This window comes from Ruegeria sp. CDSB022 (assembly GCF_059611145.1).
This window is the reverse complement of the sequence record NZ_JBXWOZ010000002.1, coordinates 110,828-127,831: the sequence shown is the minus strand read 5'-3', so window position 1 is coordinate 127,831 and position 17,004 is coordinate 110,828. Positions and strand designations below refer to the sequence as shown.

General features: G+C 58.5%; 19 protein-coding genes. 17 read left to right on the top strand and 2 right to left on the bottom strand.

Features of this window, described 5'->3' with window-relative positions:
- The first annotated feature begins 11 nt into the window (after positions 1-11).
- Entirely contained in the window at positions 12-1,202 is a 1,191-nt protein-coding gene (locus AC2FIZ_RS06055; RefSeq protein WP_282027528.1) for a DegT/DnrJ/EryC1/StrS family aminotransferase, read from the top strand.
- Here the strand turns inward: AC2FIZ_RS06055 and AC2FIZ_RS06050 are convergent, their stop codons facing one another.
- Positions 1,203-2,273, bottom strand: a complete 1,071-nt coding sequence (locus AC2FIZ_RS06050; RefSeq protein WP_496790753.1) for a Hint domain-containing protein — start codon at positions 2,271-2,273, stop codon at positions 1,203-1,205.
- A 176-nt stretch (positions 2,274-2,449) separates the two neighbouring features.
- Here AC2FIZ_RS06050 and AC2FIZ_RS06045 point away from each other — a divergent pair, with 176 nt between their 5' ends.
- Entirely contained in the window at positions 2,450-3,613 is a 1,164-nt protein-coding gene (locus AC2FIZ_RS06045; RefSeq protein ID WP_142634916.1) for an isovaleryl-CoA dehydrogenase, read from the top strand.
- A gap of 52 nt (positions 3,614-3,665) precedes the next feature.
- Here AC2FIZ_RS06045 and AC2FIZ_RS06040 read toward each other — a convergent pair whose 3' ends face one another.
- On the bottom strand, positions 3,666-4,271 hold the full coding sequence (locus AC2FIZ_RS06040) for an OmpW/AlkL family protein (protein ID WP_142635181.1): 606 nt from the start codon (positions 4,269-4,271) through the stop codon (positions 3,666-3,668).
- Between the two features lie 136 nt (positions 4,272-4,407).
- On the opposite strand from AC2FIZ_RS06040, the gene AC2FIZ_RS06035 reads away from it, so the two are divergent.
- The 15 genes from AC2FIZ_RS06035 (at position 4,408) to AC2FIZ_RS05965 (ending at position 16,992) form a co-directional block, all read left to right on the top strand.
- Positions 4,408-5,940 carry an AMP-binding protein gene (locus AC2FIZ_RS06035; protein ID WP_496790752.1) on the top strand — a complete coding sequence of 511 codons (1,533 nt, stop codon included), beginning with the start codon at positions 4,408-4,410 and terminating at the stop codon, positions 5,938-5,940.
- 1 nt (position 5,941) lies between these two features.
- A complete protein-coding gene (locus AC2FIZ_RS06030) occupies positions 5,942-6,748 on the top strand; it encodes an EcsC family protein (protein ID WP_496790751.1) in 807 nt (268 codons plus the stop codon).
- Position 6,749: 1 nt separating this feature from the next.
- Positions 6,750-8,354, top strand: a complete 1,605-nt coding sequence (locus AC2FIZ_RS06025; RefSeq protein ID WP_496790749.1) for a carboxyl transferase domain-containing protein — start codon at positions 6,750-6,752, stop codon at positions 8,352-8,354.
- Between the two features lies 1 nt (position 8,355).
- Complete coding sequence (locus AC2FIZ_RS06020) at positions 8,356-8,781, top strand: ASCH domain-containing protein (protein ID WP_142634907.1); 426 nt, start codon at positions 8,356-8,358, stop codon at positions 8,779-8,781.
- Positions 8,782-8,784: 3 nt separating this feature from the next.
- On the top strand, positions 8,785-10,716 hold the full coding sequence (locus tag AC2FIZ_RS06015) for an acetyl/propionyl/methylcrotonyl-CoA carboxylase subunit alpha (RefSeq protein ID WP_496790748.1): 1,932 nt from the start codon (positions 8,785-8,787) through the stop codon (positions 10,714-10,716).
- A 64-nt stretch (positions 10,717-10,780) separates the two neighbouring features.
- Positions 10,781-11,635 carry a hydroxymethylglutaryl-CoA lyase gene (locus AC2FIZ_RS06010; protein WP_496790747.1) on the top strand — a complete coding sequence of 285 codons (855 nt, stop codon included), beginning with the start codon at positions 10,781-10,783 and terminating at the stop codon, positions 11,633-11,635.
- A 3-nt stretch (positions 11,636-11,638) separates the two neighbouring features.
- Positions 11,639-12,421: a crotonase/enoyl-CoA hydratase family protein gene (locus AC2FIZ_RS06005; RefSeq protein WP_496790745.1), complete on the top strand. Its 783-nt coding sequence runs from the start codon at positions 11,639-11,641 to the stop codon at positions 12,419-12,421.
- A 182-nt stretch (positions 12,422-12,603) separates the two neighbouring features.
- Positions 12,604-12,969 carry an NADH-quinone oxidoreductase subunit A gene (locus tag AC2FIZ_RS06000; protein WP_142634899.1) on the top strand — a complete coding sequence of 122 codons (366 nt, stop codon included), beginning with the start codon at positions 12,604-12,606 and terminating at the stop codon, positions 12,967-12,969.
- The gene (locus AC2FIZ_RS05995; RefSeq protein WP_037307875.1) at positions 12,960-13,493 is read left to right on the top strand and encodes a NuoB/complex I 20 kDa subunit family protein; all 534 of its coding nucleotides are present in this window, start codon (positions 12,960-12,962) and stop codon (positions 13,491-13,493) included. The genes AC2FIZ_RS06000 and AC2FIZ_RS05995 overlap by 10 nt, the downstream gene beginning before the upstream one ends.
- Before the next feature lie 10 nt (positions 13,494-13,503).
- Positions 13,504-14,109 (top strand): NADH-quinone oxidoreductase subunit C, encoded by a 606-nt coding sequence (locus tag AC2FIZ_RS05990; RefSeq protein WP_271950203.1) that lies wholly within the window; start codon positions 13,504-13,506, stop codon positions 14,107-14,109.
- Positions 14,109-14,282: a hypothetical protein gene (locus AC2FIZ_RS05985; protein WP_170433422.1), complete on the top strand. Its 174-nt coding sequence runs from the start codon at positions 14,109-14,111 to the stop codon at positions 14,280-14,282. Before AC2FIZ_RS05990 ends, AC2FIZ_RS05985 begins: the two co-directional genes overlap by 1 nt.
- 1 nt (position 14,283) lies before the next feature.
- Entirely contained in the window at positions 14,284-14,415 is a 132-nt protein-coding gene (locus AC2FIZ_RS05980; RefSeq protein ID WP_271950199.1) for a hypothetical protein, read from the top strand.
- A complete protein-coding gene (locus tag AC2FIZ_RS05975) occupies positions 14,415-15,638 on the top strand; it encodes an NADH-quinone oxidoreductase subunit D (protein ID WP_496689751.1) in 1,224 nt (407 codons plus the stop codon). Before AC2FIZ_RS05980 ends, AC2FIZ_RS05975 begins: the two co-directional genes overlap by 1 nt.
- Entirely contained in the window at positions 15,638-16,738 is a 1,101-nt protein-coding gene (gene nuoE / locus AC2FIZ_RS05970; protein ID WP_496790744.1) for an NADH-quinone oxidoreductase subunit NuoE, read from the top strand. Before AC2FIZ_RS05975 ends, nuoE begins: the two co-directional genes overlap by 1 nt.
- Positions 16,739-16,770: 32 nt before the next feature.
- Positions 16,771-16,992: a DUF5337 domain-containing protein gene (locus AC2FIZ_RS05965; protein ID WP_271950193.1), complete on the top strand. Its 222-nt coding sequence runs from the start codon at positions 16,771-16,773 to the stop codon at positions 16,990-16,992.
- Positions 16,993-17,004 lie beyond the last annotated feature (12 nt).

Genomic DNA, 17,004 nt, shown 5'->3' with positions numbered 1-17,004 from the left:
AGAGCGAAAAGATGACTGAGAAGTTTACTGGCAATTTCACCCAGCAGGAACCAATCCCGGATGAGGCGATCGAGGCGGCTCTGGCCGTTTTGCGTCATGGCCGGTTGCACAGATATAACGTGTCGCCCGGCGAACTGGCCGAGACCGCCCTGTTAGAACAGGAATTTGCCGCGCAGACCGGTGCAAAATACTGTCTGGCGGTCTCCTCGGGCGGCTATGCACTGGCGACAGCATTGCGCGCGATAGGGGTGCAGCCCGGAGATACGGTTCTGACCAACGCTTTCACCCTGGCGCCGGTGCCGGGGGCGATTGCCTCGATCGGAGCCAAGCCGGTATTTGTCGGTGTGACCGAAGCGCTGACGATTGATCTGGATGATCTCGAAAGCAAACTGGATCAGTCTGATGTGCTGATGCTCAGCCATATGCGCGGGCATCTGTGCGACATGGATCGGTTGATGCAAATCTGCGATGCCGCCGGTGTGGCCGTGATCGAAGATTGCGCGCACACGATGGGCGCCGCATGGCGCGGGCAAAAATCCGGACGGCAGGGCGTTATCGGGTGTTATTCCTGCCAGACCTACAAGCACATAAATTCCGGTGAAGGCGGGTTGTTGATTACCGATGACGTGGAACTGGCTGCCAAGGCGACGGTCCTTTCAGGATCCTACATGCTGTATGAGCGCCACCTTGCAGCGCCGGGCCCAGAGGTGTTCGAGCGGATCAAGTACACCACGCCCAATGTCTCAGGGCGCATGGACAATTTGAGGGCCGCGATCCTTAGGCCGCAGCTTCGCAATCTGGAACAACAGATTGACCGGTGGAATGAGCGCTATGTCGAGATCGAAAAAGGGCTGCGCGGCACGCCGGGACTTACCATTGTCGAACGGCCCGAGGCGGAAACTTATGTGGGCTCGTCGATTCAGTTCTTGCTGCTGGACTGGTCACCCGAACGGATTGCTCTTGTGATGCAGCGCTGCGCGGCGCGTGGTGTGGATCTGAAATGGTTCGGCGGAGCAGAGCCCACCGGGTTTACTTCGCGCTATGACAGTTGGCGATATGTGGAAAGCGCGCCTCTGCCTGCGAGTGACCGCATTTTGAGCGGGATCATGGATATGCGGGTGCCATTGACTTTTTCACTGGATGATTGCCGGTTGATCGCACGGATCATTCGCTCCGAGGTCGGCGCGGTGTTCCAATCCTGATCACATTACCTGTGATTCGAGCGGGGATTTTTGGTTCTTCCGCAGCCGCTCGACCAGTCGTTTTTGCAGCCGATTTTCAGGGATCGGATAAGACGGCACTGTATTCTGGGCTTCCAGCAGATTTGGAAGGATCATTTGGATTTCTTCGCGCGCCTGCGCCGTAACGGATGCCAGCGACGTGTCGGTCAGCAACAGGCTTTCGCTCGGGGCGCCATTTGCAAAAACGATTTCGTGATTGTCGAACAGCAGGTGGTAATACACAACCTGATCAAGGCTGTTGTCTATCTCGATTCCCGGCAATTCCGACAGCTTGATGGCCGCGACCAGCACATCCGGCGATCCGAACATGCGCTGCGCCACCGCCGAAGAGATTTGCATTCTGTGCTGCCGGGAAACCAGAAGATCCTGTTTCGGCAAACCGTCCCCTAATGCGGATTTCGCGATTCGAACCGGTTTCAGGTTTGGATTGATTGCCAGATCGGTTGCCGAAAGATGCCGCTGTCCGATCCATCTGACAGGTTTCAGCCCCGATCGGGTCAGCACAAGATCACCTTCACGCAAGGTTTCAACGGGACGTTCCCCGAGTTCCGTCTCGATCAGGGTGCCCTGACAAAAACACACCAGTAACTCGATGTTATCGACAATGGCGCCAAGGCTATCATTAAGGCCAAGTTCGGTAAGGCGCAGGGTATAGTCACCGGCGGAAGGGAAATCGACCTGCATGGTGAATGTGGAAAAGCTGTTCGCAGTCGGCAGAACGGTCATCGAGGCGATAACGACGCCGTTGCTGTCCAGAATCTCGACTGTAAATCCTTCGCTGCCTGCATTTGAGTTAGATGCCGTCCTAAGTGCGGAATCCAGGCTAAGCTCGCCGGATTTGGGGTCATCCAGCGTAAACGTTTGCTCCATCACCGTGACTTGGCTTGCGTTGCCATCCATTTCGGCCACACGATTCGATGAACCATTCCCGAGATAGGCACCCTCAGTGTGGTCAGCTTCGATATCCGTACCAGACCAATTTACGGAACCGCTATTAAAAGTACCATTTACGATGACATTGGTTGGGGCCATTCGCAGAATCCTTGAAGCAAAAAAACTTAACGGCTTAGGCGATCTAATCGTCGAGTATGGTGAATTTGTGACGCTCCGGATCGGCTCGCGGGTGAACCTTTTTCGGTCAGCGCTTGACCCGGGTTCATGGTCATGGCAGATTATTTGAACAATCGTTCATTTACTGGGAGAGTTCGATGTTCACGGCGGCCATGCAATTCGATCTGGGTGAAGATGTGAACGCACTGCGTGAAATGGTGCATCGCTGGGCGCAAGAGCGGGTGAAGCCGATGGCCGCGAAGGTCGATGCCTCGAACGCGTTTCCCAATGAACTTTGGCGCGAGATGGGTGAGTTGGGCCTGCTAGGAATTACAGTGCCCGAGGAATATGGTGGCGCGGCCATGTCCTATCTGGCCCATACCGTCGCGGTTGAAGAAGTGGCGCGGGCCTCTGCCTCAATCTCATTGTCATACGGGGCGCATTCAAACCTGTGCGTCAATCAGATCAAGCTGAACGGCAGCCCCGAGCAAAAGGCGAAATATCTGCCTCGGTTGATTTCCGGCGAACATGTGGGCGCGCTGGCCATGTCTGAGGCGTCCGCCGGATCAGACGTCGTTTCGATGAAGCTGAAGGCGGAAAAGCGCAATGATCACTACCGGCTGAACGGAAGCAAATACTGGATCACGAACGGGCCGGACGCGGATACTCTGGTCGTTTACGCCAAGACGGATCCTGATGCTGGATCCAAAGGGATCACCGCCTTTCTGGTCGAAAAAGAGATGACGGGCTTTTCGACCTCGCCCCATTTCGACAAGCTGGGCATGCGCGGATCAAACACGGCGGAATTGATTTTTGATGACGTCGAGGTGCCCTTTGAAAATGTTCTGGGCGAAGAGGGTAAGGGTGTCGCGGTTCTGATGTCAGGGCTGGATTACGAACGCGTTGTGCTCGCCGGGATCGGAACTGGAATCATGGCCGCCTGTCTGGACGAAGTCATGCCGTATTTGGCCGAGCGCAAGCAGTTCGGCAAACCGATTGGCAGCTTTCAGCTGATGCAAGGCAAGATTGCTGACATGTACACGGCCATGAATTCAGCCCGGGCTTATGTCTACGAGGTCGCCAAGGCCTGTGACCGCGGGGATGTGACCCGGCGGGATGCGGCAGCGTGCTGTCTGTATGCTTCGGAACAGGCCATGACGCAGGCCCATCAGGCAGTTCAGGCAATGGGCGGCGCGGGGTTCCTGTCGGATTCGCCGGTCAGCCGCATATTCCGTGACGCCAAGCTGATGGAAATCGGCGCCGGCACCAGCGAAATCCGCCGGATGCTGATCGGACGGGAACTGATGAACGAAATGCTCTGAGCAAAAAAACGCCCCGCCGACGAGGTAACGGCAGGGCGTTCTGTGTAAAGGATCAGAAGCGGTGAACGTAGGATACGCCGACCAGCCAAGGATCGATTTCAGCGGTGCCGATATCGGCACCGTTCAGTGTGACATCCGAGTCGATATCGAACCAGCGAACGTTCAGACGAACAGCGCCTTTTTCGGTGACCATATAGTCCAGACCGGCCTGCAGTGCGAGGCCGACCGAGTTGTCGAGCTCGAGATCACCCAGGGCCGATTTTTCGTCGAAGAAGATGGTATAGTTGATGCCCGCGCCGACATAGGGTTTCCAGACCGAGTTGGTCGGGAAGTGATAGTTCAGCGACAATGTGGGCGGCAGGTGTTTGACGGTCCCTGCGTCGAGGCTGCCACCCAGTGTGACCTCATGGCTGAACGGTGTGGCGGCCAGCAGCTCGATACCCAGATTATCCCGAACGAAATACTCGGCAGTAAAGATCGGGCGTGTGTCGGAATCGACATCTGCATCCAGCCCGGCGAGGGACCCATTGTCGGATTTCGGGTCGAGATAGCCGACACCGACACCAACGGTCCAGTCGCCCTGATTTTGGGCGAAAACGGGCGCAGCAAACGCGACGAGCGCGGTCGAAAGGGTCAAAGCGGCGAGTTTCTTGGTCATTTTACGGCCTTTGGATTTGTTGATGACCGGGTTTTGCATGAAGCAAAGCCCGCCGACTCTGATCTGCATCAAATTCCCGTGACCGTCTTTGGTGGCTCGATTCAGAAAAGACCTAGAAAAACAAAGGGTTTCGGTAATGTGTCCCGCTGAAGGCATACCTGGTTTGCATCAGGGTGGGGGCTGGGACCTGCCGGACCGGTTGAACATGGCGCGGCAATGTTTGGAACAGCCCCCAGAGCAGACGGCGATCATCGACCTGACCGAGGGTGAGGGCAAGGTCGTCACGTTTGCACAACTCGGACGCTTGGCCGATGACATCGCACACGCCTTGCTCGATCGGGTGCGGCCTGGGGATCGCGTTGGAGTACTGCTCAGTCAGTCACCCGGCTGCGCGGCGGCGCATCTTGCGATCTGGAAGATCGGCGCGATTTCGGTGCCTTTGTTTAAATTGTTCAAACATGACGCGCTGGCCTCGCGTGTCGCGGATGCAGGGGCGCAACTGGTGTTGACAGACGCAGAGGGTGCTGCACTGCTGGGGGATTTGGCCGTACCGGTTCGGGTCGATCAGATAGCTCCGTCTGATGATCCGGTGCCCTTTGCGGATACCGGCCCCGAGGATCCGGCAGTTCTGATCTATACTTCCGGCACAACCGGCAGCCCCAAAGGCGCGCTGCATGGGCATCGGGTTTTGACCGGCCATTTGCCGGGGGTCTCGATCAGCCACAACCATCTGCGCGAAGGTGACTGTCTGTGGACGCCCGCCGACTGGGCATGGATTGGCGGGTTGTTCGATGTGTTGATGCCAGGGCTGGCGCTGGGCATTCCCGTTGTGGCGGCCCGGCTTGAGAAATTCACCCCAGAGGCCTGTGTGGATGTTATCGCACGTGGCGGGGTACGGAACGTGTTCTTTCCGCCTACCGCATTGCGGATGCTCAAGGCCACGGATCAGGCGATTCCCGGTCTGCGCTCGGTCGCTTCCGGAGGGGAGCCGCTGGGTGCCGAGATGTTGGAATGGGGGAAGCAGGCGTTCGGCCTGACGATCAACGAATTCTACGGCCAGACCGAATGCAACATGGTCGTGTCTTCCTGCGCTGAGGATTTTCCCGTGCGCCCGGGTTGCATCGGGAAACCGGTTCCGGGGCATGAAGTTGCAGTGATCGACCAGGATGGCCAGCCCACAGATCAAGAGGGCGACGTGGCCATCCGCCGAGGCTCGGCCTCGATGCTGCTGGAATACTGGAACCGACCTGAGGCCACGGCCGAGAAGTTCCGCGGCGATTGGCTGATCACCGGAGATCGCGGCGTGTGGGAGGGTGAGTACTTACGCTTTGTTGGCCGCGATGACGATGTGATCACTTCCGCCGGGTATCGCATCGGCCCCGCCGAGATCGAGGATTGCCTACTGACCCACCCGGCGGTGGCGACAGTTGGTGTGGTCGGCAAGCCCGATCCGTTGCGGACCGAGATCGTGAAGGCGTATGTGGTGTTGAAACCGGGAGCCACGGTTGCGGAGCGAGAGTTGCAGGATTGGGTCAAGGATCGTCTGGCGCAGTATTCCTACCCGCGCGAAGTGGCGTTTCTGGAGGAACTGCCGATGACTGTGACGGGGAAAGTGATCCGGAAGGAATTGAAGGCGCGGGCTGCCATTGAAAAGAGTGGGGAGATTTAAGTTGGGCAAAGAAATAATTTCACAAAAGAACATTGTCGACATCGTCACTGAGGCAATGAAGCAGTGTCGTGAATACGAAGAGGAACGGGCATCGTTCTTGGCGCAAGGACTCTCAAGCATAACTGGCCCACTCGGTTCAGCGGTTAGTAGCGTTGTTCCGGCTGATTGGTTGAGGAGTTCCGTTGAGCTTGCCGATGATGCGGCAGCTTTGTCCCTCCCAAGCGAACAATTTTCACACGATTTTATGGACCTGCCAGCCTGTGAGGATGCCGCAACGTCAGTGGGGTATTGGGCATCAGGACAAAACGCGGTTTCCGGTGGGTTTGCCGGTTGGTTCGGTTTAGCGGGTATGGCAGCTGACGTGCCCACGACCATCACTCTGGCTGCCAGAAACGTGCGCGCTACCGCCGCCGCCTATGGTTTCGACGAAGACTCCGAATATGAAAAAGCGTTCCGCCTGATGGTTTTGGACTTGGCGACATCTATGGCTGAAGAAAGTCGTGAAGAGAGCCTTGAGAAAATTAATCAACTATCTCGAATGTTGACTTCACCAAAAGCAAGAATTCTTTGGGATGGGGCCGGACGTTGGGTGGCCGACACCGTTTTCGAACGAGTAGCCAGACAGATGGGCGCGAACTTGATAGGGCGTAAAGCTGCCCAAGTCGTTCCAATAGTTGGTGGAGTAGTTGCTGCTGCTGTGAACGCGAGTTTCCAAAACGATGTGAATCGAGCAGCGCGTTATGCATATAGATTGCGTTGGCTTATGCAGCAGAACCTAATTGCTGGTCCTTTGAATGAGGGTGAATAGAATGAAGCTCACATCCAAGGCCATGCCCGCCTCTGAGGGTTTCAAGGCAAACCGCGCGGCTCATCTCGACGCGCTGGAGCAAATCTCTGCCGCTGCCGAAGCTGCCCGCATGGGCGGAGGCGAGAAATCCCGTGCGCGGCATGAATCGCGGGGCAAGATGCTGCCCCGGCGCCGGGTTGCGAACCTGCTGGACCCAGGGTCCCCGTTTCTGGAAATCGGCGCGACGGCGGCGCATGGGATGTATGGTGATGCAGCGCCAAGCGCTGGTGTGATTGCGGGCATTGGCCGGGTGCAGGGGCGCGAGGTCATGGTGGTTTGCAACGACGCCACCGTGAAGGGCGGCACTTATTATCCGATGTCGGTCAAGAAACACCTGCGCGCGCAGGAGATTGCCGAGGAAAGCCAACTCCCCTGTATCTATCTGGTTGACAGCGGCGGGGCGAACCTGCCCAACCAGGACGAGGTCTTTCCCGACCGCGACCACTTTGGCCGCATCTTCTATAATCAGGCCCGAATGAGTGCCAAAGGAATCCCTCAGATCGCGGTGGTCATGGGTTCGTGTACGGCGGGCGGGGCCTATGTGCCCGCGATGTCGGATGTGACGATCATCGTCAAAGATCAGGGCACGATCTTTCTGGCCGGTCCGCCTTTGGTCAAGGCCGCGACCGGAGAGGTCGTCAGCGCCGAGGATTTGGGCGGTGGCGACGTCCATACCCGCCTGTCCGGCGTGGCCGATTACCTGGCTGAGGACGACGCCCACGCGCTGGCTTTGGCGCGGCAGGCGGTGGGATCTCTGAACCTGCGCAAACCGCAGACCGTGGATTGGGCCAGCCCCGAAGACCCGGCTTATGACCCCGAGGAAATTCTGGGCGTTGTTCCCGCCGACCTGCGCACGCCCTATGATATCCGCGAGGTGATCGCGCGGCTTGTCGATGGCTCGCGATTTGACGAATTCAAACCGCGCTTTGGTGAGACGCTTGTGACCGGGTTTGCCCATGTCAAAGGCTGCCCGGTTGGGATCATCGCCAACAACGGCGTGCTGTTTTCCGAGGCCGCCCAAAAGGGCGCGCATTTTGTTGAGCTGTGTTCGCAACGCAAAATCCCGCTGGTCTTCCTGCAAAATATCACCGGCTTTATGGTGGGCCGCAAATACGAAAACGAAGGCATTGCGCGGCACGGGGCAAAGATGGTGACAGCCGTTGCTACGACTTCGGTACCCAAGATCACCATGCTTGTCGGGGGCTCGTTCGGGGCCGGGAACTATGGCATGGCGGGGCGGGCCTATCAGCCCAGGTTCCTGTGGACTTGGCCGAACTCGCGTATTTCCGTAATGGGGGGCGAGCAAGCGGCGGGCGTGCTGGCCACCGTCAAACGAGACGGGATCGAGCGGCAGGGTGGCAGCTGGTCGGCTGAGGAAGAGATCGAATTCAAGCGCCCAACATTGGATATGTTCGAGGAACAATCTCACCCACTCTATGCCTCGGCGCGCCTATGGGATGATGGCATCATCGACCCGCGCAAAAGTCGCGATGTTCTGGCCTTGTCGCTGAGTGCCGCCCTGAATGCCCCGATTGAGGAGACACGTTTCGGCGTGTTCAGGATGTAAGATGAACGTTTCTTTGAATGATGTCATGGCCCGCTATCCGGGTGCTCAGACTTTCAAGTTTGGTGACAACGCAACGTTGAGCGCAGAACTTTTGGCCTTAGTGCGTGCAGGAAGGAAAACAGCGACCTGCGGTGCTTTGCGAGACTATCCCGAAGGCAGTGCGGATACTCCGGTCGTTGGGCGGCGCGATATCGCTTTGGACTGGGATGGTCGTCCCGCGCTGGTGATCGAAACGAATGAGGTAACGACCTGCCGATATTGCGATGTGACCGAGGATTTCGCGCTGGCCGAGGGCGAGAATGAGGCGCTTGAAGGATGGCGCGAAGATCACCGCCGGTATTTCGAGCGAAACGGCGGGTTTGATCCCGAAATGGAATTGCTCTGCGAGCGGTTCCGACTTGTCGAAGATCTCGGGGTTGAGGGATAAGCCATGTTCAATAAAATCCTGATTGCTAACCGAGGCGAGATTGCCTGTCGGGTGATGGAAACGGCTCAGAAAATGGGTGTATCCTGTGTTGCAGTGTACTCGGACGCGGACGCCTCGGCCAAGCATGTGCAAATGGCGGATGAGGCGGTGCATATCGGTGGCGCGGCCCCGGCGGACAGCTATTTAAAGGGTGATGTGATCATTCAGGCAGCGCTGGATACGGGCGCGCAGGCGATTCATCCGGGCTATGGGTTTCTGTCTGAAAACCCCGGTTTCGTTGACGCGGTTGCGGCTGCGGGTCTGATCTTTATCGGGCCCTCGGCGGATGCGATCCGCAAGATGGGCCTCAAAGACGCGGCAAAAGTGTTGATGGAGCTGGCGGGCGTGCCCGTGGTTCCGGGTTATCACGGCGATAACCAAGACCCTGATCATCTGGCGGGCGCGGCCCAGACCATCGGATATCCAGTGCTGATCAAGGCCGTTGCGGGGGGCGGCGGCAAGGGGATGCGGCTGGTAGAGCACCCCGAAGACTTTACTGAGGCTCTAGACAGTGCGCGGGGAGAGGCGAAAACCGCCTTTGGCAACGATGCCGTTCTGGTCGAAAAATTCGTTTCCAAGCCCCGGCATATCGAGGTGCAGGTGTTCGGCGATGGCACCCAGGCGGTGCATCTGTTCGAACGCGATTGTTCGCTGCAGCGGCGGCACCAGAAGGTGATCGAAGAAGCTCCGGCGCCCGGAATGACGGTTGAAATGCGTGAGGCCATGGGGCAGGCGGGCGTGCGCGCCGCCGAGGCGATTGGCTACAAAGGCGCAGGTACGGTTGAGTTCATCGTTGATGCATCGGACGGGCTGCGCCCGGATCGGTTCTGGTTCATGGAGATGAACACGCGCTTGCAGGTGGAACACCCCGTGACCGAGGCGATTACCGGCGTTGATCTGGTCGAATGGCAGTTGCGAGTCGCCTCGGGTGAGGCGTTGCCAAAAACGCAGGATGACCTGACGATCAACGGGCATGCGTTCGAAGCCCGGCTTTACGCCGAGGACGTGCCCAAAGGGTTTTTGCCCGCAACAGGTACGCTGACACATCTGCGCTTTCCTGCGGAATGCCGCGCCGATAGCGGAGTGCGGTCCGGCGATACAATCAGCCCCTGGTACGATCCGATGATTGCCAAGGTCGTGGTGCATGGCCCGACGCGTGCAGTGGCGCTGGAAAACCTGCACCGGGTTCTTCGGCGGACCGAGGTTGCCGGGACGGTCACGAATCTCTCGTTTCTTGGCGCGCTGACCCGGCACCCTGGATTTGCGGCGGGCGATGTCGATACCGGGCTGATCGGTCGGGATATCGACGGGCTGGTCCGAACTTCTGATGCGCGCGCGCGCTTGATTGTTGCAGCAGCCATGACGGCGCTTGATCTGGTCGAGACCGGGCCCGACACGGGTTTCAGCCTGTGGGCGCCGCTGCACCGGGCCGTCCAGTTGAAGTGCGATAGCGAGCTCATTGATCTAGACGTACAGGTCGAAGGACCTGACCGGCAGGTCTGGCAGATCAAGGACACAACGGTTCTGGCGCAACGGCGCAATGGAGGCTGGTACATTGATGACCGCCCGATGCCGCCCGTGGCACTGGCTGGTGCGACAATCACAGTATTCGATGACTATGGGCAAGTGTTTGAGCATGTCGATCCGCTGGATCGCGATGCAAGCGCCTTGGGTGATACCAATGTGGTCGAGGCGCCGATGCCCGGTCTGGTCAAGGCCATGTTAGCCACCGTAGGGCAAGCCGTTTCAGAGGGTGATCGACTGGCCATTCTGGAAGCGATGAAAATGGAACATTCCTTGCTGGCTGCCCGTGATGGCGTGATCGCCGAGGTGCTGGCCGAAACGGGCGCTCAGGTCGAGGCCGGCGCGGCGCTGGTCCGGCTGGAGGAGGAATGATCTGTCCCGCTGCGCCGCAACGTGGCACAGTCGGGACAACACGGCATAACGGGAGGCGAAAACTATGGGTGAACGGGTCGACATTTTTGAAGTAGGGCCACGTGATGGGCTGCAGAACGAACAGCGGGAAATTCCTGTTGCCGAGAAGGTCGCTCTGATCGATTGCCTGAGCAAGGCAGGCTTCAATCGGATCGAAGTTGCCAGTTTTGTGTCTCCGAAATGGGTGCCCCAGATGGCTGGCAGTGCCGATGTTCTGGCCGGGATCCAGCGGGTTGGTAAGGTGCGTTATGCGGCGCTGACGCCGAATATGCGCGGGTACGAGGACGCCTTGTCTGCCAAAGCGGATGAGATTGCCGTATTCGCATCTGCCTCGGAAGGGTTCTCGAAGGCCAATCTCAACGCGACCATCGCCGAATCCATTGAGAGGTTCAAACCGATCCTAGAGGCTGCGCGCCATATTGACCTGCCGGTGCGCGGTTACGTGTCCTGCGTGACCGACTGCCCCTATGATGGTCCGACCCCACCCGAGAAGGTGGCCGAGATTGCGGACACACTATTTGCGCTGGGTTGCTATGAGGTATCGCTGGGAGATACGATCGGGCAAGGAACACCGGACACTATCGCCCATATGCTTCTGGCGGTGCGTGAGACGGTGCCTGTTACCCGCTTGGCGGGACATTTCCACGACACCAATGGTCGGGCCATCGACAATATCGACGCTGCATTGGCGCTGGGCGTGCGGACATTTGACTCAGCAGTCGGGGGGCTGGGCGGTTGCCCCTATGCACCCGGCGCCGCAGGGAACGTGGCCACCGAAGCCGTGGTCGCGCATCTAGAGCGTCTTGGATACGAAACGGGACTTGATCTGGGGATCGTGGAACAAGCGGCACAAATGGCACTGGCCATGAGGGCGGGGTAGGCGATGTTTGAAACGATCTCGGTCACGGTTGATCCACGTGGCGTTGCAACCCTGACGCTGAACCGCCCCGAAAAGCATAATGCGATGTCCGCGCAGATGATCCGGGAACTGACACAAGCGGCGGTGCAGTTGGGCGGCGATGGCACTGTGCGCGTCGTCGTTCTGACCGGAGCAGGCAAAAGCTTTTGTGCCGGTGGGGATCTGGGCTGGATGCAAGACCAGATGGCGGCGGATCCTGAGACACGCTTTGTCGAGGCGCGAAAGCTGGCCGAGATGTTGCAGGCGTTGAACGTGATGCCCAAACCGCTGATCGGAGCGTTACAGGGCAACGCCTTCGGTGGCGGCGTGGGCCTTGCCGCCGTCTGCGACGTGGCAGTAGGTGTCGAGACCCTCAAAATGGGCCTGACCGAGACGCGACTGGGTCTGATCCCGGCCACCATCGGCCCCTATGTTGTCGCTCGGATGGGGGCGGCACGTGCGCGGCGGGTCTTTATGTCGGCCCGATTGTTTGACGCGGCCGAGGCCGTCGATTTGGGCCTGTTGGCCAAAACGGTCTCAGCAGAAGATCTGGCGGACGCTGTCGAGGCCGAGGTTGAACCCTATTTGTCATGTGCGCCTGGTGCGGTGGCCTCGGCCAAGGCCTTGGTCCATAGTCTGGGGCCGCGTGTTGACGATCCCGTTATCGACCAAACGATCCGGGCGCTGGTTGCGCGCTGGGAAACTGACGAGGCGCATGAGGGAATCAGCGCATTCTTCGACAAGCGAAAACCTGTATGGAATAGTTAGGTTTACGTTCTGTCGGTCTGGGCGTTTCACGGATCGAAGTTCGGCTGGAATGAAACGGAATATTAGGGTGCCATGCGGTTGTGTTTGGTTGACCCTCTGACCCCGCGCGGATAGAGAATGTCCAGTCAACACGCTAATTGACGGCGCTCCCCTACGGGGCACGCGCAGGAAAGGAGCTATTCGTGGAAGACCTGCTGCGGGAGTACCTCCCGATCCTGGTGTTTCTGGTCGTCGCTGCGGGCCTTGGAATCGTCCTGATTCTTGCCGCTGTGGTGCTGGCCGTCCGCAATCCCGACCCGGAAAAGGTCAGCGCATACGAGTGCGGGTTCAACGCCTTCGACGATGCGCGCATGAAATTCGACGTTCGGTTTTACCTGGTTTCGATTCTCTTCATCATCTTCGATCTGGAAATCGCGTTTCTGTTTCCCTGGGCCGTCGGTTTCAAGGACATCAGCGATGTGGGCTTCTGGTCCATGATAGTATTCCTGGGCGTTCTGACCATCGGCTTTGCCTATGAATGGAAGAAAGGGGCCCTGGAATGGGAGTGATGACGGGTGCAAACACCGCTGGCGTCGATAAAGAAGTCGCCACCCAGGCCCTGAATGCCGAGCTGCAGGACAAAGGGTTCCTGCTAACTTCGACCGAGGATATCATCAATTGGGCGCGCACCGGGTCGTTGCACTGGATGACCTTCGGGCTGGCCTGTTGCGCAGTTGAGATGATGCATACCTCGATGCCGCGTTATGATGCAGAACGGTTTGGTATCGCGCCACGCGCGTCCCCACGTCAGTCGGATGTGATGATTGTGGCCGGAACGCTTACCAACAAAATGGCGCCTGCGCTGCGTAAGGTCTATGACCAGATGCCCGAGCCGCGCTATGTGATCTCGATGGGATCCTGCGCCAACGGCGGCGGGTATTACCATTATTCCTATTCTGTTGTGCGCGGCTGTGACCGCATTGTGCCGGTCGATATCTACGTGCCCGGTTGCCCTCCGACGGCTGAGGCGCTGTTGTATGGTCTGATGCAGCTGCAGCGCAAAATCCGCCGCACCGGCACCATTGTACGCTGAGGAGAGGGCAATGAGCGAAGCACTCAAAGAACTCGGCGCGCAGCTGGAACTCAAACGGACCGATTGCGTTCTGTCCTGGGATGTCACCCATGATGAGTTGAACGTGGACGTGGCCCCGTCGAACCTTGTGGAATTTATCGAATTTCTGAAGGGCGATGCCAGTTGCAAGTTCTCGACCCTGGTGGACATCACAGCCGTTGACTATCCCGAGCGGGCCAAGCGGTTCGATGTGGTCTATCACTTCCTGTCGATGTACCAGAACCAGCGTATCCGCCTGCGCGTGTCGATCCGTGAGGATGACATGGTGCCGTCGATTGTCGACGTTCACCCTTCGGCCAACTGGTTCGAGCGCGAGGTGTTCGATATGTTCGGCATCCTTTTCTCGGGCCATCCTGATCTGCGGCGAATCCTGACCGACTATGGCTTTCGTGGCTATCCGCTGCGCAAGGATTTCCCGACCACCGGTTATACCGAGGTCCGTTATGACGAGGCGCAAAAGCGTGTGGTCTATGAGCCGGTCAATCTGGTGCAGGAATACCGTCAGTTTGATTTCATGTCTCCGTGGGAGGGTGCGAATTACATCCTGCCCGGCGATGAGAAACAGGAGAGCGAATAATGGGTGGCATTTGGTGGCTGATCCTATCTGCACTGACCATCATCCCGATGGTGAAGATTTTGCCGTTCTTCGGGATTAACAAATACTGGTGCCTGCTCTGTCTGATCCCCTTTGGCACGATCGCGTTGCTGTGGTGGGTCGGGCTGAAACTGCAAGAGCTGGAGCGCCGCTGAGATGATGATGCTGGGGGAACTGATCGTGCTGGGTGCGCTGGGGGTCCTTCTGGCGGGGGCTGCAGCCAAGGCGGCCGAGGCCGAAAAGGTCCGGGTTCGGGCTGATGCAAAAAAGAATAAGCGGGGGCGTTGATGGACGGCTCAAGATATGATGACGGCAGCACGGACGCGCTGAGCGGAGAACAGAAGATCCGCAATTTCAACATTAACTTTGGCCCGCAACACCCTGCGGCGCACGGGGTTTTGCGGCTTGTGCTTGAGCTGGATGGCGAGATTGTTGAGCGTTGCGACCCGCATATCGGTTTGTTGCACCGTGGCACCGAAAAGCTGATGGAAAGCCGGACGTATCTGCAGAACCTGCCGTATTTCGATCGTCTCGACTACGTTGCGCCGATGAACCAGGAACATGCCTGGTGTCTGGCCATTGAAAAGCTGACCGGAGTTGAGGTGCCGCGCCGAGGTTCTCTGATCCGGGTGCTGTATTCCGAGATCGGGCGCATCCTGAACCACTTGCTGAACGTGACCACGCAGGCGATGGATGTGGGGGCGCTGACCCCGCCGCTCTGGGGGTTTGAAGAGCGCGAAAAGCTGATGGTGTTCTATGAGCGGGCATGCGGTGCCCGCCTGCACGCGGCCTATTTCCGCCCCGGCGGCGTACATCAGGACCTGCCGCCGGAACTGCTGGACGATATCGAGACGTGGAGCCACGAATTCCCCACCATTCTCGACGATATTGACGGTCTGCTGACCGAGAACCGCATCTTCAAACAGCGCAACGCCGATATTGGCGTGGTGACCGAGGATGACATCCAGAAATACGGTTTCTCGGGTGTCATGGTACGCGGATCGGGGCTGGCCTGGGATTTGCGCCGCGCGCAGCCCTATGAATGCTATGACGAATTCGAGTTCCAGATTCCGGTCGGCAAGAACGGCGACTGCTATGACCGCTATCTCTGCCGCATGGAAGAGATGCGCCAGTCCTTGCTGATCATCCGTCAGGCCATCGCCAAAATCCGCGAATGCCCCGGAGATGTGCTGGCCCGCGGCAAGATCACCCCGCCGAAACGCTCGGATATGAAAACCTCGATGGAAAGCCTGATCCATCACTTCAAGCTGTATACCGAAGGCTTCCACGTGCCCGCGGGCGAGGTCTATGCCGCCGTCGAGGCCCCGAAGGGTGAGTTCGGCGTCTATCTGGTCGCCGATGGCACCAACAAGCCTTACAGGGCCAAACTGCGCGCGCCGGGCTTCCTGCACCTGCAAGCCATGGATCACATCGCCGGAGGCCACCAACTGGCCGACGTCGCCGCCATCATCGGCACCATGGATGTCGTATTTGGAGAGATTGACCGCTAATGCTCCGCCGTCTTCATCCCGAACAACCCGAAAGCTTCGCCTTTACCGCTGCCAACCGGCAATGGGCCGAAGCGCAGATCACCAAATACCCCGAAGGCCGTCAGGCCAGCGCGGTGATCCCTCTGCTGTGGCGCGCGCAAGAACAAGAGGGCTGGCTGAGCCGCCCGGCGATTGAATCCGTCGCTGACATGCTGGGCATGGCCTATATCCGCGTGCTCGAAGTCGCCTCGTTCTATTTCATGTTCCAGCTGCAGCCGGTTGGCTCGGTTGCGCATATTCAGGTGTGCGGCACCACATCCTGCATGATCTGCGGGGCCGAGGATTTGATCGCGGTCTGCAAGGACAAGATCGCCGCCAAGCCGCATGCGTTGTCCGCCGATGGCAAGCTCAGCTGGGAAGAGGTCGAATGCCTGGGCTCTTGCACCAACGCGCCGATGGCGCAGATCGGCAAGGACTATTACGAAGACCTGACCGCTGAGGGTTTTGGCAAGATCATCGACGATCTGGCCGCTGGCAAAGTGCCGACACCGGGCCCTCAGAACGGGCGCTATGCGGCAGAGCCTCTGAAGGGGCTGACCAGCCTGTCCGAATATGACAGCGGCCGAACCCAGTATAATGCCAGCGTTCAGTTGGCGACTGATCTGGGGGATACCGTCAAACGCATCGACGGGACCGAGGTTCCGATCCTTACGCCATGGCTGGGCAAGGATGGCAAGGCAGCGGCGACAAAGGCTGCTCCGAAACCTCCCAAGGCCCCCGCACCTGCCAAACCTGCGGTGAAACAAGCGGCTGAAGCGAAGGCGGTCAAAGAAGACCAGCCCGATACGCTTTCGGGTGCGCGGGACGGCAAGTCGGACGATCTGAAGCTGCTTAAAGGTGTCGGGCCTAAGCTTGAGAAGACGCTGAACGAGTTGGGCTTCTATCATTATGATCAGATCGCCAAATGGACGCCTGAGCAGGTTGCCTGGGTTGATGCGCGGCTGAAGTTCAAAGGCCGGATCGAGAGAGACGGCTGGATTGATCAGGCCACCAAGCTGGCGGCGGGTGAAGAAACCGAGTTCGCCAAGCGGGCCAAGGACGACGGTACATACGAAGACTAGGATGTGTGCCCGCTCTGGGCATTTAGGACAAGATGGACAAGGACAAGGAACAGGCCATGGCCCGCAAGGGTCGACATATCGGAGTGGTCATCGCTGTGACCATGCTGATCTGGCTTGCCATGACCATGTTCATTGGCCCCGCGATGGAACTGCCGGGACGCTATGCGCTGCTGTTTGATTTTGCCGCGCTGGCCGGGTTCATCTATGCGGGCGTCAACATTTTTCAACTCTGGCGCATGCGTCAGGACAGCTGAAGGTAACACATG